This is a genomic window from Malaciobacter sp. (genome assembly GCF_055140965.1).
Window position 1 is genome coordinate 1 of sequence record NZ_JBSRRO010000043.1, and the last position, 22,776, is coordinate 22,776.

Annotated in this window: 18 protein-coding genes; 6 read left to right on the forward strand and 12 right to left on the reverse strand. The window is 27.5% G+C overall.

The genetic code is table 11. From position 1 onward, the window contains the following. Positions 1–150: 150 nt before the first annotated feature. The 4 genes from ACTCCZ_RS11210 to ACTCCZ_RS11225 form a co-directional block, all read right to left on the reverse strand. Complete coding sequence (locus ACTCCZ_RS11210) at positions 151–1,134, reverse strand: HpcH/HpaI aldolase/citrate lyase family protein (protein WP_079580241.1); 984 nt, start codon at positions 1,132–1,134, stop codon at positions 151–153. A gap of 124 nt (positions 1,135–1,258) precedes the next feature. Then, positions 1,259–2,317: a MaoC family dehydratase gene (locus ACTCCZ_RS11215; protein WP_079580242.1), complete on the reverse strand. Its 1,059-nt coding sequence runs from the start codon at positions 2,315–2,317 to the stop codon at positions 1,259–1,261. A gap of 10 nt (positions 2,318–2,327) precedes the next feature. Then, the gene (locus ACTCCZ_RS11220; RefSeq protein ID WP_079580243.1) at positions 2,328–4,847 is read right to left on the reverse strand and encodes an aldolase/citrate lyase family protein; all 2,520 of its coding nucleotides are present in this window, start codon (positions 4,845–4,847) and stop codon (positions 2,328–2,330) included. Between the two features lie 15 nt (positions 4,848–4,862). Then, positions 4,863–5,996 (reverse strand): HpcH/HpaI aldolase/citrate lyase family protein, encoded by a 1,134-nt coding sequence (locus ACTCCZ_RS11225; RefSeq protein WP_079580244.1) that lies wholly within the window; start codon positions 5,994–5,996, stop codon positions 4,863–4,865. 430 nt (positions 5,997–6,426) lie between these two features. Between ACTCCZ_RS11225 and ACTCCZ_RS11230 the strand changes: the two genes are divergently transcribed. Continuing rightward, positions 6,427–7,155, forward strand: coding sequence for an IclR family transcriptional regulator (locus ACTCCZ_RS11230; protein ID WP_079580245.1), 729 nt, complete (start codon positions 6,427–6,429; stop codon positions 7,153–7,155). A gap of 10 nt (positions 7,156–7,165) precedes the next feature. Here the strand turns inward: ACTCCZ_RS11230 and ACTCCZ_RS11235 are convergent, their stop codons facing one another. Then, positions 7,166–8,455, reverse strand: a complete 1,290-nt coding sequence (locus tag ACTCCZ_RS11235; RefSeq protein WP_104412830.1) for a M20/M25/M40 family metallo-hydrolase — start codon at positions 8,453–8,455, stop codon at positions 7,166–7,168. A 169-nt stretch (positions 8,456–8,624) separates the two neighbouring features. Between ACTCCZ_RS11235 and ACTCCZ_RS11240 the strand changes: the two genes are divergently transcribed. Continuing rightward, entirely contained in the window at positions 8,625–11,396 is a 2,772-nt protein-coding gene (locus tag ACTCCZ_RS11240; RefSeq protein ID WP_079580246.1) for a sensor domain-containing phosphodiesterase, read from the forward strand. Positions 11,397–11,426: 30 nt separating this feature from the next. On the opposite strand, the gene ccsA is transcribed toward ACTCCZ_RS11240, so the two are convergent. Continuing rightward, positions 11,427–14,195 carry a cytochrome c biogenesis protein CcsA gene (gene ccsA / locus ACTCCZ_RS11245; protein ID WP_079580247.1) on the reverse strand — a complete coding sequence of 923 codons (2,769 nt, stop codon included), beginning with the start codon at positions 14,193–14,195 and terminating at the stop codon, positions 11,427–11,429. Positions 14,196–14,376: 181 nt separating this feature from the next. Between ccsA and cmoB the strand changes: the two genes are divergently transcribed. Next, positions 14,377–15,291 (forward strand): tRNA 5-methoxyuridine(34)/uridine 5-oxyacetic acid(34) synthase CmoB, encoded by a 915-nt coding sequence (cmoB, locus tag ACTCCZ_RS11250; protein ID WP_079580248.1) that lies wholly within the window; start codon positions 14,377–14,379, stop codon positions 15,289–15,291. On the opposite strand, the gene ACTCCZ_RS11255 is transcribed toward cmoB, so the two are convergent. From ACTCCZ_RS11255 to ACTCCZ_RS11265, 3 genes are read right to left on the reverse strand one after another with little or no spacing between them, the layout of a single operon-like run. After that, the gene (locus ACTCCZ_RS11255) at positions 15,288–16,262 is read right to left on the reverse strand and encodes a GGDEF domain-containing protein (RefSeq protein WP_079580249.1); all 975 of its coding nucleotides are present in this window, start codon (positions 16,260–16,262) and stop codon (positions 15,288–15,290) included. The genes cmoB and ACTCCZ_RS11255 overlap by 4 nt on opposite strands. 9 nt (positions 16,263–16,271) lie before the next feature. Continuing rightward, positions 16,272–17,234 (reverse strand): GGDEF domain-containing protein, encoded by a 963-nt coding sequence (locus ACTCCZ_RS11260; protein WP_079580250.1) that lies wholly within the window; start codon positions 17,232–17,234, stop codon positions 16,272–16,274. A 10-nt stretch (positions 17,235–17,244) separates the two neighbouring features. Further along, positions 17,245–17,838, reverse strand: coding sequence for an MBL fold metallo-hydrolase (locus tag ACTCCZ_RS11265; protein ID WP_079580251.1), 594 nt, complete (start codon positions 17,836–17,838; stop codon positions 17,245–17,247). Between the two features lie 76 nt (positions 17,839–17,914). On the opposite strand from ACTCCZ_RS11265, the gene ACTCCZ_RS11270 reads away from it, so the two are divergent. Next, complete coding sequence (locus tag ACTCCZ_RS11270; protein WP_079580252.1) at positions 17,915–18,733, forward strand: ferritin-like domain-containing protein; 819 nt, start codon at positions 17,915–17,917, stop codon at positions 18,731–18,733. A gap of 22 nt (positions 18,734–18,755) precedes the next feature. Here ACTCCZ_RS11270 and trpB read toward each other — a convergent pair whose 3' ends face one another. Next, positions 18,756–19,973, reverse strand: coding sequence for a tryptophan synthase subunit beta (gene trpB, locus ACTCCZ_RS11275; protein WP_079580253.1), 1,218 nt, complete (start codon positions 19,971–19,973; stop codon positions 18,756–18,758). Positions 19,974–20,122: 149 nt separating this feature from the next. Between trpB and ACTCCZ_RS11280 the strand changes: the two genes are divergently transcribed. Beyond that, positions 20,123–20,644 (forward strand): nucleoside/nucleotide kinase family protein, encoded by a 522-nt coding sequence (locus tag ACTCCZ_RS11280; RefSeq protein ID WP_079580254.1) that lies wholly within the window; start codon positions 20,123–20,125, stop codon positions 20,642–20,644. A gap of 30 nt (positions 20,645–20,674) precedes the next feature. On the opposite strand, the gene dnaJ is transcribed toward ACTCCZ_RS11280, so the two are convergent. Then, complete coding sequence (gene dnaJ, locus ACTCCZ_RS11285; RefSeq protein WP_079580255.1) at positions 20,675–21,802, reverse strand: molecular chaperone DnaJ; 1,128 nt, start codon at positions 21,800–21,802, stop codon at positions 20,675–20,677. A gap of 71 nt (positions 21,803–21,873) precedes the next feature. Between dnaJ and recR the strand changes: the two genes are divergently transcribed. Further along, positions 21,874–22,446 (forward strand): recombination mediator RecR, encoded by a 573-nt coding sequence (gene recR, locus ACTCCZ_RS11290; protein ID WP_079580256.1) that lies wholly within the window; start codon positions 21,874–21,876, stop codon positions 22,444–22,446. Positions 22,447–22,448: 2 nt separating this feature from the next. Here the strand turns inward: recR and ACTCCZ_RS11295 are convergent, their stop codons facing one another. Continuing rightward, positions 22,449–22,775 (reverse strand): PAS domain-containing protein, encoded by a 327-nt coding sequence (locus ACTCCZ_RS11295; protein WP_463187352.1) that lies wholly within the window; start codon positions 22,773–22,775, stop codon positions 22,449–22,451. Position 22,776 lies beyond the last annotated feature (1 nt).

Sequence of the window (22,776 nt, forward strand, 5' to 3'; positions counted from 1 at the left end):
ATGCTTCTACCATTCCTTTTACAAAATCTTCTGGATGATAATACGAGATATATTGACAGGCTCCTGCGATACTGTCTATTATATCTTGCTCTTTTATAACGCTCATTCTTTTCCTTTCACTTAAAAAGTGACAATATTATACAAATTTCTTTATGAAAAAAATCTTTTTGTCACTTCTTCTTGAAGTTTTTGTCCAGAAAAGTGTGCTCTTTGCACAAGTTCCCAAAAATATCTATATGTTGCTCTATCATGTAGCTCACCATCATATTGAATTGGTCCCCACTCAGCATCTTGTGCTGCAAGTAAGATATTTTGAGCTGCTTGAAGTTCAGTAAAGTCTGGTTTCATCGCATCTACAATTGCTTGAATTTGTGTTGGATAAATTGACCACATTCTCATAAATCCAAAATCATTTCTTGCAATTTCAGCATCTTTATAAGTTTGATATGGATTTTTTAAATCAAGTGTTACATTATGACAAGGTATTACATGATTTTGAATTGCTGCTTGACAAACTCTTGTTTTTGCAGCTGCAATTAGTCTATGATTAAATTGACCAGGACTTCTCATGTTAATTGCAGGAATTGCACCTTGATATCCAGAAACAAAATCCATTAGGCCAAAATCTAAGACTTGTAACCAAGGTAAAGTTGCAATTTTTTCTACATCATTTAAAGCTCCATGTGTCTCAATTAAGATATGAATTGGAATCTCTCTTGTTATTCCTGCTTCTTTACATTTTGCTTGAATATACTCAACTTGAGTTTTTACATCTTCATAAGAAGTTGATTTTGGAAGAGTAATATAAGCTAATTTTTCACCAGCACCTGGAACTAATATATCAACATCTTGTCTCCAATCTGGGTGAGAGAAATCATGAATTCTTGTACCTGCCATAGCATATGGATTTGCATCTGAGTTAACAACTCTTACAATCATATTTGCATGTTCTACTTCTTTTCCTGTTTCTGCTCCATCTTCACAATCACAAGTGATATCAAAAACTGGACCTAATTTTTTTTGCATTTCAAATGCTTTTAATATTAATTTTTCACTTCCTGCAAAGTGTTCACAAGAAGGGATTATTGGTAAAGATTTTCCTGATTCAAATAGTGCTTTATTTGGATGTGTCATAATAGTTTCCTTTTTAATAATTTTCATCCCTTAATTTTAAAAGGGATCTTTTGTCTAGTAACTTGTTGTTAAACTCACTTGGAGAAAACCTAAAAAGAGCAAGGATTTACTCTTATCTTATAACTTATTTTTTTGTTTTATTTTTTGGAATGATTACAGTGTAATCTAAATCAAGTACTACATTTTTTAAGTACTTACCATCTTCATCTTTTGGATTACTTATCTCTTCAGATTTTTGATTTTTAACAGCAACTGTTCTTAATCTTAATAATCCTATATCATCTCTTTCATGATTGATTTTTTCTAAAATTTCCGTATATGCATAAATTGTATCTTTAGCATATGTTGGATTTGCATGAGCTCCACTATTAATAGAGTAAATCCATTGTGCATTTTGTAATCCATTAAAAGAGATAGCTCTTGCAATTGATATTACATGTCCTCCATACATCAATCTTTGACCCATTGGAGTACTTTTCATCATAAAATCATCAAAGTGAACCTTTGCATTATTTTGATAAAGTTTTGTTGCAAGTGTATGATCACTATTATCAATAGTAATTCCCTCTGGATGGTTTAATCTTTCACCAACTTCATAATCTTCAAAGAAGAATTTCCCACCAGTTGCTAAGGTATCAATCTCTTTTTGTTTTGGAATATTAATAGACTTTTCAACAGCTAAAGTTTTTTCAAATGTTGGAATATCTTTAATATTACTCATCTCATCTTTATTTTTCTTATGAACCATAACCCATCTTTTAAGGTTTAGAACCTCTTGTTTATCTTGGTTATAACCAATTGAGTGAACATAAACAACACCACTTTTACCATTTGAATTCTCTTTTAAACCAATAATTTCTGTTTCAAGACTAACTGTATCTCCTACAAATACAGGATTAGGAAAAGAAACTTCTGCATAACCTAAATTTGCAATTGCATTTAAAGAGATATCTTGAACAGATTTTCCAAATGTTAAATGAAACATCAATAAATCATCAAGAGGTTTTTTCTTATAACCCATTTTTTGTGCTAACACATCAGATGAGTGCAGTGCAAATCTACTTCCAGTTAAGGCGATGTAAAAAGATACATCACCATCTGTTATTGTTCTTGGAAGTGGGTGAATTATTTTTTGTCCGATTTTAAAATCTTCAAAAAAGTTTCCTAAGTTAATTTTAGACAAAATAGACTCCTTATTTACCAAATAGATTTTGACCTAAAGATTTGTATGTTTCATATAACGAAATCATTTTCTTAGCCCATTTGATTTTTGAACTATCAACAAGTTTGTTATTATATACAATTACTTCTCTACCATCTTTTGCAGCTTCTTCATACTTAGTAATCATCTCTTCATATGCTTTAATTTCTGTTTGTTTTGGTGTAAAAATATCATTGATATATTCAATTTGAACTGGATGAATCAATGATTTTCCATCAAATCCTAAGTTATATGCATCTTTTGTTGAATCTTCACAAGCAAACTCATCATGTACATCATAATATGGTCCGTCAATTACTGTTTTATTATATGCTTTTGCAGCAAGTGCAATTTGCGATAAGTAATTAAACATAGCTTTAGAACCTTTTTTAATATCAATTTGAAGTCTATTAGCTAATTTATTTGAGCCTACAACTACAACTTCAACTCTAGAACTTGCACTACAAATCTCTTGAATATTTAAAACTGAAAGTGGTGTTTCAATCATAATCATCAGTGTTAAATTTGTATTAACTTCATCAATTAGTTTAACTGCTTCTAATACATCCTCTTTTGTTTGTATTTTAGAAAATAGTAGTCCATCTATTTCTAGCTCTTTTGCTAATTCTAAATCTCTTTTTAAATCTTCTGTTCCAAGATTATTTACTCTAAATACTCTTTCAGAATCTCCAAATTTTGAACCACTTTCTTTATATACAGTTCTTAAAACATCTCTTCCAACTTCTCTTTGTTCTTGTAAAATTGCTTCAAAATCAAAAATTACAGTATCAGCTAAAACAGATTTTGCTTTTTCTACATTGTGTTTATTATATGCTGGGATAAAAAGCATAGATCTTCTTGCTTTATATTCAACAATCTCTTCGCCTTTTGTTTTTGCATCTTCTAAATCATGAAGATTTTTAACAAGCTGTTTTCTTAAAACTTTTCCATTTTTAGTTCTTGGATAATCTTTCATACTAAAAATTTTCTTAGGAGCTTTGTATTTTGCTAAATTAGCTTGAGAAAATGCTAAAACTTCTTCTTCTTGTTCTTTTGATAAATCTTTGTGTCCAATTACTGCAATTGCTACAAGTGTTTTATCTTTTGCAATTTCTAATCCAAATGCAACACAATCTGCTACAAGTGGATGTGTTTTTACAACTCTTTCTATTTCATGAGGAGATACTCTAAATCCAAATGTATTGATAATATCATCTTTTCTACCAATAAACCAGATATAACCATCTTTATCTCTTTTTGCATAATCCCCTGTAAAGAAGTATCCATCATGTCTTGCTTTTGCAGTTTCATCTTCTAATTGCCAATACTCTATAAACAATCCAGGATCATCTTCACCTATGCAAATCATACCTTCTTCTTCAACATCAACTTCTTTTAATGTTTCAGGATTAAGTAGTTTAACAATATGCCCAGGCTGAACAAATCCTGCACTTCCAGGTCTTATTGGATTATTAATAGAGTGTGAAATATAATAAGAGCACTCACTCATTCCAATAGCTTCATAAATATCTTGCTTAAATCTATCTCTCCATGCTTCAATCATCTCTGTTGAAAGGTGTTCTCCAGCACTCATACAATATCTTAAACTTGGACAATCATCTATTGTAAATTTTGTTTTTTGAATGATTTGTCTATATATAGTTGGAACTCCAATAAATATAGTACACTCATGTTTTTTTATTAAGTCAATCCATGTTGAAGCATCATTTGCTCCCTCATAAGCAATAACTGTATGACCATTAAATAGTGGATCCATCAATGCTGAACCTAAAACATAAGTCCAGTTAAACTTTCCAGAATGCATGATTCTATCATTCTTTTTAAAGTTAAACCAATATTCAGTAGCAGGAGTTCTTCCAACTAATGATCTATGAGAGTGTAAAACTCCTTTTGGATAACCTGTAGTTCCTGATGTATATACTAAGTATGCAGGTTCACCAGCTTTTGAATTGTAGTGGTTTGGTGTTTTATCAGTATTATTTAAAATCTCATTTAATGCATATACATTAATACCTTTTGGCTTTTTGTAATCATCAACGCTATTTGTTCCTGCAACAATAATAGTTTTTAGATTGTCTATATTTTCCAAATATGGAACTAAGTTTTCATACATAGAAGCTGACATTACAATAGCACTTGCTTGTGAATCTTCAGCAAGATATTTAACTTCTGAACCACTTAGTAGTGTTGAAGTTGGAACTGCTATGATACCTGCTTTTATTGCACCAAAAAATGAAATAGGATAAGCTAAAGAGTTTTTTAAACATACCAAAACTCTATCTCTTGCTTCAAGTCCAATTCCAGTAAGAAAATTACAAACTTGATCAGATTTTTCAGCTAAATCTTTGTATGAAATCTCATCAGTTCCTAATTTATCATCCTCAATTATCATTGCTGTATTATTTTCGTTTTCTGTTCCTACGTGAGCAGAAGTACAAGCTACACCAATATTTAAAAATTCAGGTACTTCAATTTTAATAGTTGAACTCATAGTATTTACTCCTTACTATATTTGACCGTATGGCCAGTTTTCTCTAAATGTATGAATTGGCATTTTATTTAATACAGTCAATGCAAACTCTTGATGCTCAGGACTTAAACTTCTAAGTGCATAAGCTCTTAATATATTTTGTAATGCTTTTCCAAACATTGGAGGATCTAACATCTCTCCGTTATATCTAATAGCACCACTTAAAAGTGCATCTGCTTCAATGGCTGCTTTTAATACTGATACATCATGCTCAATCTCTTTAGGACTTGGAGTAAATGCAACTTTACATACATTTATATGATTTGGTGTAATTACTTGTTTTCCTGTAAGACCCATCGCGCATTCTTTCCTTGCATGTGCATATACATGTCTTGAAGCATCATCACCATGTAAATCCAACCATCTTCTAATATCTTTTTTTTCTAAACATGAATCTGGTAAAGAGTTAGGTGTAAGTAATACTTCAACCCCACCAATAACACCAGCACCTTTAATTCTAGCTTCCATTGTAAGAATATTGAAAAAAGTTTTTAACTCATCAATCCATCCCTCAGGAGTTATTTTATAAGCCATCGCTTTAGAAAAGTCATGAATACCAAATACAACATGTTTTACAGTTGAATAGTCCATTAAATCAGATGCAATTTGAAGTGATTTAGGGTGCTCAATAATTGGTTGAATTGTAAGGTTTGCATTAATTGAAACTAACCAAGAAGATAAATCTCTAATCTCTGCATCTCCATAAACTTCTCCAGCTTTTGCTAAAACAATTACATCAATATATTTATGTATTTGTTTTAACATCTTTAAATCCTCTTCATACTCATCAGTTCTAAAAGGATTAATTCTTACTGCAATTTGAAAATTTCTTTCTGGAAACTTTGGCAACTCTTGAATTAAAAGTTCTCTACTCATTGCTTTTTGTCTACAACCATCTTCTAAGTCAAAAAGAACAGTATGTGCTTTTGTCTTATATGCATGTTTTTGTAGTCTTAATTTTGCTTGTTCCATACTTTCATATGTACCGTCCAATGGATTGAACTTAATAGGAGGATAGTATATTTGAATACCAGGCCAGTAACCACCAAGAACTGGCGTTAAGTCATCATTTGCTGTTAATTTTGATAAATCTATGTGTGATGATGTCATAACTTTTACCTTTTTGTGTAATTTATTATTTTTAACTTATTTCAAAAATTTTATTAAGTGGATTTCACTTAATAAAAATTTATAAAATTACAGGGTTTCTGTAACATGAATGTAATTAATCCATATGTAAAATAAACTATAACATAATTTTTACATATAAACAATATTTTAAGAAAATTTTTATAAATTCTCTAGATACCATCAAATAGGCAATTGAAGCAAATTTTTAAAATGAGTTTCACATAGTGAGAAAATATTTTTTTTTCTTCTCATATACTAAAATAAAAACTTCAAAAAAAAATATTTTTTTTCTAAAATTTACGCTTTTGTAACATAAAATCAATTTAATGGTTAATAAACTGGTATATAAATTCACTTTAAATAAAAGCTTGGTAATATAATAAATAATAAATAATAAAAGAAGAGTAGGGTGCAAAAACAAAATAAATCACTATCTAAAGGTTTAATGGTCTTAAAACAAATAATGGCAAGTACTAAACCTTTGACAGCTAATATATTATGCCAAAAGTTACAAATTGATAAAAGTACAATGTCAAGATTGATTACAACATTAATGAATGAAGATTTCATAGAGTATAAAAGTAGTACAAAAGAGATTATTTTAAGTGATATATTAAAGAAGATAATCCATAAAGATGATAGGGAAAAAATAGTAGAAAAAACAAGTGGATTGCTTGATGAGATTTTTTATTTAACTGAAGAGTGCTCTTATATTGGAATTTTTGATAATAATTCTGTTTTGTATTTAAATCAAGTTGATAAGTCAAAAAGAGTTTTAAAAACTAGAAATTCAGTTGGTCTTCATGCTCCAATTCATACAAATGGCTTTGGAAAAGCAATATTAGCTTTTAAAGAAGATATCAATTTAGAAACAATTGAGCTTAAAAAATTTACTTCAAATACAATTACTAGTATAACAAAATTAAAAAAAGAGATAGAATTAATAAAAGAAAGAGGGTATGCAATAGGAAATGAAGAACATGAATTTGGTTTATGCTCTGTTGCTGTTCCTTATTTTAATAAAAAAGGTGAGTTTGTAGGAACTGTTGGAGTTTCTGGACTTACAGTAAGAATGGATGAACAAAAGCTTCATGAATATGGACAAAAAATATTTAAGTTAGTTAATCCATATGTATAAAGAAAACTCTTTATACATATTTATTTGCTATTTGTTTTACTACTTTAAATACATTTTCAATAGATTCTATACTAACTTGTTCTTTTTTTGAGTGAGGAAATTTTATAGTTGGCCCAATTGATGCAATTTTTATATTTGGAAACTTATCTTTGAAAATTGCGCACTCTAAACCAGCATGTATAGCCTCCAAACTAGCATTTTCATTATACTTTTTATAGATTTCTAAAACTATATTTGTAAACTCATTTATATCTGGTTTCCAAGCAGGATATTTTCCATCAGTTTTTACTTCGAAATTATGGTTTTGTAATAAAACAACAGTTTCATCTTTTATTCTTTGTAACTCATCATTTTGCATAGACCTTGCACTTAACTCAATTTTTATACTATCAATTGAAGTCTCTATTTTTGCAAGATTTATTGAATTAAGGACTACACCTAGATTTTTATCATATCCTCTAACTCCATTTGCAAATGTATATAAAAAATCAACTATTTTTTCATCAAAAATATTTAAGTGTTCTGAAACAGTATCAATTTTATCAATTTGCATATTTACATGTGAAGCAATAGGTTTTTGATTTGTAGCAATTATAGCTTTTGCATTAGCAGGAATTGAATTTATTCTTTCACCTGCGTAAATATCAAGAAGTTTTCCATTACACTCTTTTATTGTTTTTGCAAGTAGTTTTATAGCATTTGGAATATTTTTATCAATATCAACTCCACTATGTCCACCTTGTAAGTTTGTAATTGATATTTCATATAGTTCTAATTTATCTTTGTTTTCAATAATCTCTTTATTGAAATTTTCTGCAAATATATCAACTCCGCCAGCACATCCAATGCAAACTTTTCCTTCTTCTTCACTATCAAGATTTAACATATATTTTGATTGAAGAGCAAAATCTAAATTATTAGCACCAATAAGTCCAATCTCTTCGTCACTTGTAAACAAAAATTCACAATCATAATTTTGACTCATAAGATAAAGCATATAAGAACAGCCAATGCCATTATCACTTCCAAGTGTTGAATCTTTTGCTTTTAAAATATCACCTTCTTGAATAATCTCTGGAACACAATTTTCGCTTAGACATACAATGTCATAATGACTTTGAAAACTTAGTTTTGCTTTTGAGGTGTTTTTTTTGCATAAAATATTATTTGTTCTATCAACTAAGCACAAGTAATCATATTTTTTGGCAAACTTTTGCATATAATCTATAAAAGGTTCATGTGTACCACTACATCTAGGAATATTTGTTATATCTTTAAAAATTTCTATTATTTGGCTCAAAATAGTTCCTTTTTTATTAAAATTTGATGATTATATCTATTTATGCATTTAGCTTTTATTTAAGCAGTTTATATTTGCATATTTTAATAAAAATATAAAATTAGTTTGAAAAAATAATTTAAAAAAGATATAATATTTACTTTTAGCACAAATACAAAAAAGGTCAAATTTGCAATTAAAAAACTATATTTATAAAGATTTAAATGAACTAAAACTCTATATTAATAAAGAAATTATTCCTCAAGAACAATCAGATATTTTAATACAAATTTTTTCTGCAGTTTATGAAAAAGATAAAATCAAAGCTATTCTTAAAACTTTAAAAGAACAATTGCCAAGCTCCAAAATAGTGGGGTCTTCTAGCTCTAAAAATGTATGTGTAAATAATAAAAGAGTAAATAAAAATATTGTTATTAGTTTTTCTATTTTTCAAAAAAGTTTTATAAAAACAAAATATATTGAAAACCTAAATATCACAAATTCAATTAAACTATCACAAGAGTTTATTAAAGATGATTCTAAAGTATTGATTTTATTCAATAGTGATGCAAAAAATAATTTAGAAAGTTTTTTAGAAGCAATTAGTTATGATTTAAAAAACTCAATACTTGTTGGTGGAAATTCAGCTACTACTTTTGAATATGAACAAGCTTTTATAATAGAAGATGAAAAGGTATATAAAAATGGAATTGTTTTAGTATCTATTGATTCAAAAGATTTACTTGTTTCAAATACCTTTACTTTTAACTGGTCAAAAGTTGGCAAAGAGATGACTATTACAAAATCAAATAAAAATAGAGTTTATGAAATAGATAATATGCCTGTTTTAAAGCTTTATAAAAAATATTTTGGTGATAAACTAAGCTTAAATTTAAATGAATCTCTAATCTCTTTTCCATTAGTAAAAACTGTTTTAGGTGTTGATATAGCAAGAAGTATCATAAAAGTTGAAGATGATAATAGTTTTACTTATGCTGGAAATTTAAATGAAGGAGATAAAGTAAGATTTGCTATTGGAAATTTAGATGAAGTATATGATGATTCTGTTCAATTACAAAATCAATTAGCATCTAAACCTGTTGAAGCTATATACTTTTATTCATGCAAAAAAAGAGATCACTTTTTATCAAATAAATTAGATGTTGAGTTAAATGCAATTTCACAAGTAGCTTCAAGTATTGGAATTTTCACACAAGGAGAGTTTTTTCAAATTGGTAAAAAACTTACACATATGAATATTACCACAACAGCTATTACTTTATCTGAAAATGATATTTTAAGAAAGTTTAGCTCTTGTCCTATTAAAAGTAAAAAGTATTCTTCTTTAACAGCTTTAATAAATTTAGTAAATACAGTTCAAAATGAGTTAGATGAAAACTTAAATTATTTAAATCAATATAAAAATGCAATTGATAAGCATACAATTGTATCAAAAACAAATAAAAAAGGTTTAATTACAGAAGTTAATAGCAAGTTTTGTGAAATATCTGGTTATAGCAAAGAAGAATTAATTGGGAAATCTCACAATATTATAAGACATCCAGAAGCATCAAAAGATATTTTTAGAAAAATGTGGAAAACTATACAAAAAAAAGAGGTTTTTCAAGGAACGATAAAAAATATGTCAAAAAATAAGAAACCATATTTTGTAGATACAGTAATAAAACCAATTTTAGATAAAAAAGGCAATATTATTGAATACTTGGGATTAAGACATGATATTACAGCTTTTGTTAATCAGAAGATTCAATTAAAAGCAGAAGTTAAAACTGTCAAATATCCATTTTTAGCAATTGTAAAAATTGAAGATTTTGAAATATTAAAAGATTTTTATGAAGAAGAGATTATTCATCAAATCGAAGATAAGTTCTCATTTGAAATTTTAGATTTTTTTCCTTTAAATTCAGGATATAAAAAGTTTTATTCTTTGGGTGATGGGGAGTATGCTTTCTTAAAAGAGTTGGAAAATTTCAACCCTGATATTATTGAGCATGAAATATTATTATTAAAAAAATTTCAAATAAATGTAAAAAGAGGTACTTTACAGTTTGATAAATTTGAATTTGATATAAGTGTAGTTTTAAGTATAAGTACAGATAAAAAAAGAAGTTATGCTGAGGCAAAACAAGGATTGAAACAACTATATAGAACAAAAAAAGATTTTATATATGCACAAGGGCTCACTTCAAATTTAAGTGAAATTGCAAAAAGTAATATTGAAACTATCAAAATGATTAAAACAGCAATTCAAAATAATAAAATTATTTCATATTATCAACCAATATATAATAACAAAACAAAAAAAATAGAAAAATATGAGTCTTTAGTAAGAATCATATCAGATGATGAAAAAGTTATATCACCTTTTTTCTTTATAGATATTGCAAAAAAAGGAAGATATTATAAACAAATTACAAGTATTGTTATTGATAACTCTTTTTTAGCAATGAAGCAGCTTAATATGGATGTAACTATAAATATTTCTATTATTGATATTGAAGATGAGATGATAAGAAATAAAATCTTTGCAAAGTTAAATGAATGCAAAACCTTAGCTAGTAAAGTAACTTTTGAATTATTAGAAGATGAAAACATTAAAGATTTTTCAATAGTAAAAGAGTTCATAAAAAAAGTAAAAGAGCTTAATGGAAATATTGCAATTGATGATTTTGGTTCTGGATATTCAAACTTTGAAAGACTTTTAGATTTTGAACCAACAATTTTAAAAATAGATGGCTCACTAATTAAAAATATTTTAAAAGATAGTTTTAGTAGAAATATAGTTGAAGCAATGATAGTTTTTGCAAAAAAAGAAGGTTTAAAAACTGTTGCTGAATTTGTTTCTTCAAAAGAGATATTTGATTTAGTAAATGAGCTTAATATTGATTATTCACAAGGATTTTATATAGATAAACCAAAAGCTTTAGAAGATATTTTATAAAAATAGATTAAAAGATTAAGAGTATTACTCTTAATCTTTTTGACTTTTAGCATGACAAACAGTATCTTTTAAATCTCTGTTTTTATAAGCTAAGGCAATTGTAATTGTCACAATTGCTATTGTATAGTAAACCCACATAGGAATTGGCACAGGATCACCTGTAGCGTATGAGTGCATTCCTGATAGATAGAAGTTTACACCAAAGTATGTCATTAAAATTGTACTAAATGCAATAGTGCTTGCAACATTAAATGTAAATGGGTTATTTAAGCTTTTAACAAATCTCATATGAAGAATAAATGCATAAACAATAATTGAGATATAAGACCAAGTCTCTTTTGGATCCCATCCCCAATATCTACCCCATGATTCATTTGCCCAAACACCACCAAGGAAGTTTCCAATAGTAATTGCACTTAAACCAATAATTAAAGCTATTTCAGATATTGCAGTTATACTTTTAATATTATCATCTAAATGAGGTCTATTCTTTCTAAAAATAAACATAATTAGTGCCATATAACCCAATATAGCAGCTAATCCAAAGAATCCATATGAAGCTGTTAATACTGAAACATGTATTGTTAACCAATATGATTTAAGAACAGGAACTAAGTTTGTAATTTGCGGATCAATATTTGTTAAATGTGCTGTAAACATAAAAATTGCAGCAACAATAACAGAGGCACTTAGTGCAAGTAAAGATCTTCTAAAGAAAACTACTCCTGCAAATACTGCTGACCAAGAGATATAAAGAAGTGATTCATATGTATCTGACCATGGTGCATGTCCTGAAATAATCCATCTAAAGCCCATTCCAAATGTATGAACTGCAAATAGTATAGCAAGTACTGCAAAAAATACTTTTGTTGTTTTTTCTGGTTTGATTTTAGGATTAAAAATTACTATAAATGCTACGATTAACATTACTAAACCAGTTAATAAATAAGCAAGTGTTAATTTAAAGAAGATATCTAGTTTATTAAATAATATTTCATTCTCTATTTGAGATTTACTTGGAATAATATTTGAACCAACTTTTTCTTGATAGATTTGAATCATATCAATAAATTTATTTGCATTTTCATAATCTTCTGTAATAACTGAGTTAATAAAACCTCGAATCATTGTTTCAACAGCAGCTTTATTTTTACCTTGGAAAAATCTAAATGCATCTAAAGGATTATACCATTTGTGATTATCATCAATTCTACCATCATGAATTCTAGGGAAGATTTTAAAAAGATTTGCATTGTAAACCATATAAGATATATTTAGTTTCTCATCAAGTTTTAAAATGTCTTTTTCGTAAGTTCCTCTTTCTGTAGGTTTTTTTCTAAATGCTTTTTTAGCTTCTTCTTCAAGTTTATATTTACCTTCTTTTGTAAAAACTTCTGCAAAAGAGATATATTTTCTTGATTCATCAATTTCTAAAACTTGTTTTAGTTTTGGAGTTTTGATTTTTATCATCTTTACATGTCTCCAAAACTCAGGTCTTGTAAGCATTCCAAGAACGATTTGATCTGCATTCATACCAAACATTGCACTTCTTGAAGAAATTTTATGTAAAATTTCTTTGTTTAAAGTTGCTACTGGTTTCATTCTTCCAGCATTACTTTGAGTAACTAAATAAGAAAATTTTTCAGCAGTAGCTTTTGAATCTTCTTTAAATCCATTCATATAAGTAACAATAGAGTCTTGAGTGCTTGAAATATTAGGCATATTTTCATTTGCTTTTACATCCGTTGTTAATGCAAAAGTACTAAGACAGGCAAGTAAAAATGATGCAGCTGTTCTATTTTTTAAAAATTTAGTCAATTTCCAAAATCTACTTTTTTTATCAAATAAATTCCAAATTAATCCTAAAGATAATAAGAAATAACCTAAATATGTTGGCCATTTACCAGGATCGTTGTTAACAGACAATATTGTTCCTTTTTCATCTTGGTCATAAGAGCTTTGGAAAAATAAAAAATTACCTTCATGCAAAGTTCTATTCATGAAAATTCTATAATCATAGCTTTTACCATCTTTTTTTATAACGGTAACTTCAGAAGCATAAGAAGATGGAGCCATACTTCCTGGGTATCTTTCAAGTTGAAAATCTCTTAATTTAATATTAAATGGAAGTTCTAAAACTTTAGCACCATACTCTAAAGTTACAATAGTATCTCCAAAATCTTCAATTTTTGTTACACCTTTTTGACCTCTTTTCCCTGGTAATTTAACAGTTTTAGTTTCACCATCAAGTGTTACATCAACAGTTAAAATACCCATTGAGGCATTTCCTTTTTTTGCAAACATATAATTATTAAATTTTACGTTTAATGTTTCATTGTCAAATTTAATATCATGACTAAATTTGTCATTCCAAAAACTTGCAAACTCTTTTTGATACTCTTTATAATATGTGGCATCTTGTTTTTTGATTTTTACTTGTAAATAAGGTTCAAGTGAAATCATTCTATTTTCTGTTTGTCCCTCTCTAATATGAACAATTCCTTCATAACCGATATATCTAGTAACTCCAGCTCCAATTAGTATAATTACAAATGATGCGTGAAATATAAATCTTGCAGGGTGTTTCCACATTTTATATTTATATATAATTGCACATAAATTAAGTGTAATTAAAACTAAAATAGTTTCATACCATATGTGATTGTATATTAAAACTCTAGCCGTAGAAGTTCCATAGTCATTTTCGATAAATGTTGCAACTGCTGCACCAATGGCAAGAATTGCAAATAGTATTAATGTAGTCTTAAAGGAGAATAAGACATCTATAACTTTTTTCAAAGCTAATCCTTTATTTTATAATATCCAAATATTATAGTTAAATTTATGTGAATTTTTTGTGTAGTAGTATATAAACACTAGCAAATTCATAAGTTTGAAGTATAACAAAAATCAATTTTAGTTTTATTAAACAAATATTTATTAAAACAGTTTTTTAACAAATATTTAATATAATCGCGTTATGAAATTAGAAGAGTTGAAAAAAGAAAGACAAAAATGTCTTGAATGGAAAAATGTAAAACCTTGGTATGAACAATTAAAACAGATTTATTCAATAAAAAAAGATAATATAAATATTGAAAATAGTGACTGGTTTAGTGTTGGTAAAAAAGAAGATTTAACAAAGGAAGAGTTTGAACTAATTGAAAAAACAGCAAAAACTTTAATCCCTTGGAGAAAAGGACCATTTAAAATTTTTGGTTTAGAAATTGATAGTGAATGGCAAAGTAATATTAAATATAACCTAATAAGACCACACTTTAATTTAAAAGATAAAGTTGTGGCTGATATTGGTTGTAACAACGGTTATTATATGTTTAGAATGCTTGAAGATAAACCAAAAAGACTAATAGGTTTTGACCCAAGTGCATTAACTATGTTACAGTTTGATTTTATAAACCATTTTGCAAAAACTAATATTATTTATGAAAAATTAGGAGTTGAACATCTTGAGCTTTACAATCATAAATTTGATTTTATTTTTATGCTAGGAGTTTTATATCATAGAGCTGATCCTGTTGGATGCTTAAAATCTTTAGCAAAAGGATTAAACAAAAATGGAGAAGTTTTAATTGATACTTTTATGATTGATGGAGAGCAAGAAGTTGCATTAACTCCCAATAAAAGATATTCAAAAATACCAAATATTTATTTTATACCAACAATTTCAGCTTTAAAAAACTGGTTAAGTCGTGCAGGTTTTGAAAATATTGAAATATTAGCTGTTACTACAACAACTTCTGAAGAACAAAGAAAAACACAATGGAGTTTTGATCAAAGTTTAGAAGATTTTTTAGATAAAGATGATAATAGTAAAACTGTAGAGGGCTATCCAGCACCTAAAAGAGTATATGTTAAAGCACGAAAGAAGAACTAAAAAAGATCTATAGTATCTTCTTCTTTCATATCATTGAAGTTAAAAACTTTACTTCTACCTTTATTTTTTGCTTCATACAAGGCAATATCTGCATTTTTTATAGTTGTATCAATTGATTTTTCATCACTATATGTATAAACATCATAACCAATACAAGCCGTCTTTTTTAATACTTGCTCAGGAATTAATGAAACTTTAATCTCAACTTTTGAAAAGTCTTCAATTATTTTATTTGCAATATTAATAATATCATGTTCGTTTGAAGAACTTAAAACAGAAATTAAAAACTCATCTCCTGTAAGTCTTGCTACCATATCAAACTCTGAAATATTAGCATGTATAACTTTTGCAAGTTCAACTAAAACTCTATCTCCAATATCATAATCAAACTCATCAATTACAGCCTTGAAGTGATCAATACCAACCATTAAAAAGTAAATTTGTTTATACTCTTTTCCTGATAGTAAAATCTGTTTATTTAAATTTTCAACTAAGTAGTGTCTGTTAAAAACATTAGTTACTGAATCTAATGATTGTGATTCTATAAAGTTCTTTTTAATTATTCCATTTTGAATAATTGGTGAGATTTGGAAAAAAGCTGATTCTATAATATTGTAATTTTTATTTATTAATTCAAAATGTGCTTTAGAAGTAGCACAAAATGATACAATTGCATTTAAGTTTGTATGGGTATTTATAATAAAAAAGAATGATAAACTATCATCTAAGAAAAATTGATCTCCATGTATTAATATATCTTCTCTATTGTTTTTTTCAATATCAAATAAAGCAATATTTACATTATCTATTTTAAAAGTTACATTTAACCAATTAAAAATATCTCCTGCCATTTGTTTTATATCTGAAGCGAATTGAAGTTGGTCATACAGTGTAAATATATCCTGTAAAGCCTTATAATCACTTTCATTAGTACCAGCTGATTTTATCAAATTTAATATATTGTGTCTCAAATTAATATCCTAAAATAGATCTATTGTATGCATTTGACTATCATTGTAGACAAAGAACTCATTTCTTCCTTTATTTTTTGCTTCATATAAAGCATTATCAGAACTGTTTAATATCTCTTCAATTGTTTTTGCATTATCTGGAAACAAAGAGATACCAATACAAATTGTTTTTAATAAAGTTTGCCCTGTTTTTTCATTGACTAAAATCTCCTTTTTACTAAAAGATTCAATTATTTTTTTTGCAATCATTATTGCATTTTCTTGACTTTTTACATTTTGTAATACTACTAAAAACTCATCTCCATCAATTCTTGCTACAATATCTGAGTTTCTTACTGTATCTTTTAATAACTCTGCTAAAGTTATTAATACACTATCACCAATATTATAATCAAATTCATCAATTACAGCTTTAAACTTATCAATACCAATTTTTAAAAAACCAATTTTTTTATCTTCCCTTTTTGCAAGAGAAATTACCATTTCTAGGTAGTTTTCTAAATACTTTCTATTGTAAAGTCCTGTAATTTGATCCTTTAGTGAAAGCTCTTTTATACACTCTTCTAAGTACTTATTATAAAGAGTTTGAGAGATAATGTCAAATGTTGTTACTAAAGCGTCATTATTTATCTCTAAATTATAATAGTGTTGTTCATCATTACAATAAATTTCATAGGTAATTATTACATTTTGGCTTAAGTTAATTAAATATGTAAGTTTAAAGTCTGGATTAAAAGTACCATTTTTTGTTTCAAAAATTGTTTCATTATAATTATTAATAGAATCTTTAAATAGAATTTTTAAATTTTTTACTTTGTGGCTATTATTTAGTGATATAGCAAGATATTTTAGTGACTCTACAAAAAGTTTTACAATCTTTTTATCTTCATTAATTGTAAATTCAGCATGTTCAATACTTTTTTGTTGATCTTCTAAAATTTGTCGAAATGAGTTTACCATTATATTACTCATAAATACCTTTCTATAAATAGTTTAACCACGTTTTTAACGAATCTTTTTCTTGAAATAAAGTTGTTTTTGGTCCATGTCCTGGATGAATTCTAATATTTTTATCCCATTTTAAAATCTTATTTATACTTTTTTTCATATCCTGTGGACTTGAAAAAGGAAAATCACATCTTCCAATTGTATTATTAAAAATAAAATCTCCTGAAAATAGGTTATCTTCAATTTCAATTGCTGAACATCCAGGTGTATGACCTGGAAAATGATGAAATTTAACTTTTATTCCATCAAAATCAAACTCTTGATCAGGTTCTACTAAAACATCAGCACATGAGGGAGTCATCCCTAAAGCGTACGGATCTTTTTCTAACATAAAATTATCATCTTTAGGACAATAAATTTTTATATTTAAATCATCACTTAACTCTTTGTTTGACCAAACATGATCAAAATGACCATGAGTATTTAAAATAGCAATTGGGTTTTTTACATGATATTTTACCCATGCTGTTGCATTAACTCCTGGATCAATAATTAATTCTTTATCATCAATTGTAATAATATAACAGTTAGTCTGATAATCACCCATTGCTTGTTTAAGTATTTCCATTATTTTAAACCTTACTTAGATAGAATTCATTAATTTTTTATAATATATATACATTATAGCAATACAGAGGTAAAAAATGGATTATTTTAAAAGCTTAGAACAAGTATTACTTGAAAAAAAACCAAATAAAAAAATTGAATTGTTTGAAAAGTTTTATGAAAACTTTAAAGTGTCACAATTTTCTTTTAAAAATGATAATAAAGTTTGTAAATTGATTAAGCCCTCATATGAAGGATTTTTGAAAATTGTTCCTGCAAAAAATATAAAGATAAGAAAACATTTTGATACAAAAGAAGGAAAAATATCACTACTTCATACTATTGCACATATAGAGTATAGTGCAATAGACTTAGCATTAGATGCAGCTTTAAGATTTGAAAATTTACCAAGAGAGTATTATGAAGATTGGTTAGAAGTAGCAGAAGATGAAATAAGACACTTTAAGATGATTGAAGCATTATTGCATGAATTAGATGCAAAATATGGTGATTTAGAAGTTCATACAAATCTTTTTGAAGCTATGAAAAACACTCAAACACTTCTAAGTAGAATGGCTGTTGTTCCAAGATACTTAGAAGCAAATGGATTAGAACAAAACCCAAAAATAATGGAAAAATTAAAATCCAATCCTGATAGATTTAATGAAAAAATCTTATTGGCTTTAGACACTATTCTAAATGAAGAGATTGACCATGTAACTAAAGGAGATAGGTGGTTTAAATATGAGTGTAAAAGATTGAGTTTAGCCCCAGAAAAAACTTATTTAAAGATTTTAGAAGAAGTATACCCTGGAAGTACAAGTAAGAAATATATTATTAATTTTGAAGCAAGAAAACAAGCAGGTTTCTCATGTGAAGAGTTGAAGTTTTTATCAAAAAAAAGTGATTGTAAATGATAAGTTTTAAAAGAAAATTCTTTTAAAACTTACTATTTGGAATAGGGTGGTTTTTTATAACAAAATCTATATCTTTGTCTCCTCTACCACTTAAATTTACAAGTATTGTTTTATCTTTTGCTAAAGTTTTAGCTAATTTCATTGCAAAACCAACTGCATGTGCTGACTCAAGCGCAGGAATAATACCCTCAAATTGAGATAATTTATAAAATGCATCTACTGCTTCTTTATCATCACATAAGCCAACTTTTGTTCTTCCTTGAGTTTTTAAAAAAGCGTGTTCTGGACCAACTGATGGATAATCAATACCACTTCCTATTGAATAAACTGGTGCTGGTTCACCCATTTTATCTTTTAACATAATTGAGTTAAACCCATGCATTATGCCTTCTTCTCCATAAGTTAATGAAGCAGAGTGTTCACCAATAGTATTACCTTTTCCCATAGGTTCTACTCCATATAAATCAACACAGTTTTCATCAATAAAGCCTGAAAAAATTCCCATTGCATTACTTCCTCCACCAATGCATGCAATAACATTATTAGGTAGATTAGGTTCATGTTCTAAAAACTGCTCTTTTGCTTCAAGTCCAATAATACTTTGAAAATCTCTTACCATCATAGGAAAAGGGTGTGGTCCTACAACAGAGCCAATACAATAAATTGAATTGTCCGTATCATTTAAATATGCTTCAAATGCTGAATCAACTGCCTCTTTTAAGGTCTTTAAACCATGTGTAGCAGGGACTATTTTTGCACCTAAAATTTTCATTCTAACAACATTTGGATACTCTTTTTCTATATCAACTTCACCCATATGTATTTCACACTCTAAGCCAAAATAAGCAGCAGCAGTTGCTAATGCAACACCATGTTGTCCTGCTCCTGTTTCAGCAATAACCTTTTTTTTACCTAAATGTTTTGCTAAAATAACTTCTGCCATACAGTGATTTAATTTATGAGCTCCTGTATGATTTAAATCCTCTCTTTTTAAATATATTTTTGCTCCATTACAATAATTAGTTAAATTTTTTGCAAAGCTTATTGGAGTAGGTCTTCCTTGATAGTGTTTTCTTACATATTTTAAATCTTCAATAAATTTATCTGAATTTTTTATCTCTTCATAGGCTTTTATAATCTCTAAAAAAGGTTTTTCAAGTTGTGGTGGTATAAATGAACCTCCAAATTTTCCAAAATATCCATTTTCATCTGGATATGACTTTAAATACGGTTTTTGCATATATGTTTTCCTTTTGAATAAATAGCATTTTTAAAAGTATTATATTTAAAAGTTTGTTATAAGCTAGTTATAGAATTATTTTTATAAATATTATGGTTTTTTAAATTAAAACTAAATAGAATAGTTCTATATTAATAAGAAGATAACAAATGAATAAAAAAATAGTTTTACTAGTTGGCGCTAGTGGAGTTGGTAAAGATAGTTTATTAAATGAATTAAAAAAAACATTAGATGCAAACTTTATAAAAAGGTATATAACAAGAGTACCAGATATTAATGAAACGAACTATTATCTTTCAAAAGAAGCTTTTTTTATATTAAAGCAGAACTCTTTTTTTATATCATCTTGGAGTGCCCATGGAAATTTCTATGGAATTTCTAAAAATTGTATTAAAGATGATACTATAAATATTATTTCTATTTCAAGAGCAGTAATTCAAGAGTTTGAAAAAGAGTTTGAAAATGTTTTTACTATAAATATAGTTTTAGATAAAGATACTTTAAAAAAAAGGTTAATTAAAAGAAATAGAGAAACATTAACACAGATAGAAAATAGACTAAACAGAAGCTATACTAAAATAGAAGCTAAAAATTTAATCGAGTTTTATAATGATAAAAGTTTAAATGAATCAGCAAAAAAGTTAAAAGAGTTAATAATAAGTTTAAAATAATAAAGTAAGGGATTTATTCCCTAACTTTATTTAAAACCATTTTTTAACTTTATCAAACATACTTTCAAAGCTTGATTCATGTGGTTTACTCTCTATTCCAAAACTCTCTTGAAGTTTAGTTAATAGTTCTTTTTGTTCTTTATTTAGTGATTTTGGATAAGTTATTTTAATTTGAACAATTAAATCTCCTTTTCCATACCCTTGTACAGATTTAACACCTTCACCTCTAAATTTGAACTGTTCTTTATCTTTAGTTCCAGCAGGAATCTCTAAGTCAAGTTCACCTCTTAAACTAGGTATTTTAATATTCCCACCAAGGGCAACTTGAGTAAAAAATAGTGGAACTTCAATATAGATATCATCTCCATTTCTAATAAAATGTGAATCTTCTTTTACTGAAATTTGGATATATAAATCACCTCTTGTTCCATCAGGTGCAATATTACCTCTGTTTGAAACTCTAATTCTATTTCCATCATTAATACCCTCAGGAATACTTACTTCAAAGCTATCCTCTTTCTCATGGTATCCTGTACCACTACATTTTTTACAATTTTGAGCTTTTGATTCTCCTGTTCCTTGACAATGCGGACAAGTTTGTGCAAAAGTCATAAATCCTTGTCTTATGTGTACTTGACCTTGTCCTTGACAAGTAGAACAAGTAGATAGTTTTCCATCTTTAGCCCCTGTTCCTTTACAAGTATCACAAGCATCTTTGTATTTATAAGTTACATCTTTTGTTACACCAAAGATAGCTTCATTGAATTCAACTTCAACTTCAATACCAATATCTAAATTGTAGTTATATGACTTTCTTCGTCTTCTTCCACCACCAAAATCAGCTCCACCAAATGCAGAACCAAACATCTCTTCAAAAATTGAACTTAAGTCATCAAACCCTGCACTTGAGAATCCTCCACCTTGGCCATGTCCTTCAAGGCCTGCTTTACCATATCTATCATAAATAGCTCTTTTTTCATCATCACTTAAAACTTGATAAGCTTCATTAGCAGCTTTAAATCTGTCTTCTGCTTCTGAGTCATCAGGGTTTTTGTCAGGGTGATACTTCATCGCCATTTTTCTGTAGGCTTTTTTTATTGTACTTTTATCAGCATCTTTGCTAATTTCTAATACTTCATAATAATCTAATTCAGTCAATATTAGTACTCCTAACTTAATTTTACGCGATTTTAACTAAATTATGATAAATCTTTGATATAATCCGCCTTATGAAAAAAGGATTAGAAAAATTTTATGAATTAGTTGAGGCTTTTGAGTCTCTTCCAACTATTGGAAAAAAATCAGCTTTAAGATTAGCTTATCATATAGTAATGAATGATAACTATTGTGGTATAAAATTAGCTCACAGTATTGAAAATGCAATAAAAAATATAACTAAATGTACAAGATGTGGCTCTATGAGTGAACATGAAATTTGTGAATTTTGTTTAGACGATAGTAGAAATGAGAAAATCCTTTGTATTGTTCAAAGTGCAAAAGATATTTTTATAATCGAAGAGTCTAAAAAATTTGATGGATTATATTTTGTAATTGAAGATTTAGATGAACAAAGTATTGATAAATTAATAGATTTAGTAAGAGAAAATAGAATAAGTGATATACTTTTTGCTATTACTCCATCCCTTGCAAATGATGCATTTATACTATTTATTGAAGATAAATTAAAAGATTTTGAGATTAATTTTATGAAGATTGCACAAGGTGTACCAACAGGTGTTAGTTTAGAAAATGTAGATTTAATTTCTCTTTCAAAAGCAATTGAAAGTAAGGTTGTTATTTAACCTTACTCTTCATTTTTCCATTTTGCATAAAGTTCATTAGCAGATTTGATCTCAGCTTCAGAAGCTCTTCTTCTACAAGATAAATACCCCTTTGAACCATCGCAACTCTCAAATGGATATATTGTGGCAAATACCCAATAATACCCTCCTGTTTTTGTGGCATTTTTTACATAGCCTGTCCAAATATCACCTTTTTGTATTGTATCCCACAAGCTTTTAAATGCCTTTTTTGGCATATCTTTATGTCTTACCATATTATGTGGTTGTCCCATTAACTCTTCTAGGCTATACTCTGCTATTTTACAAAAATCATCATTTGCAAATGATATT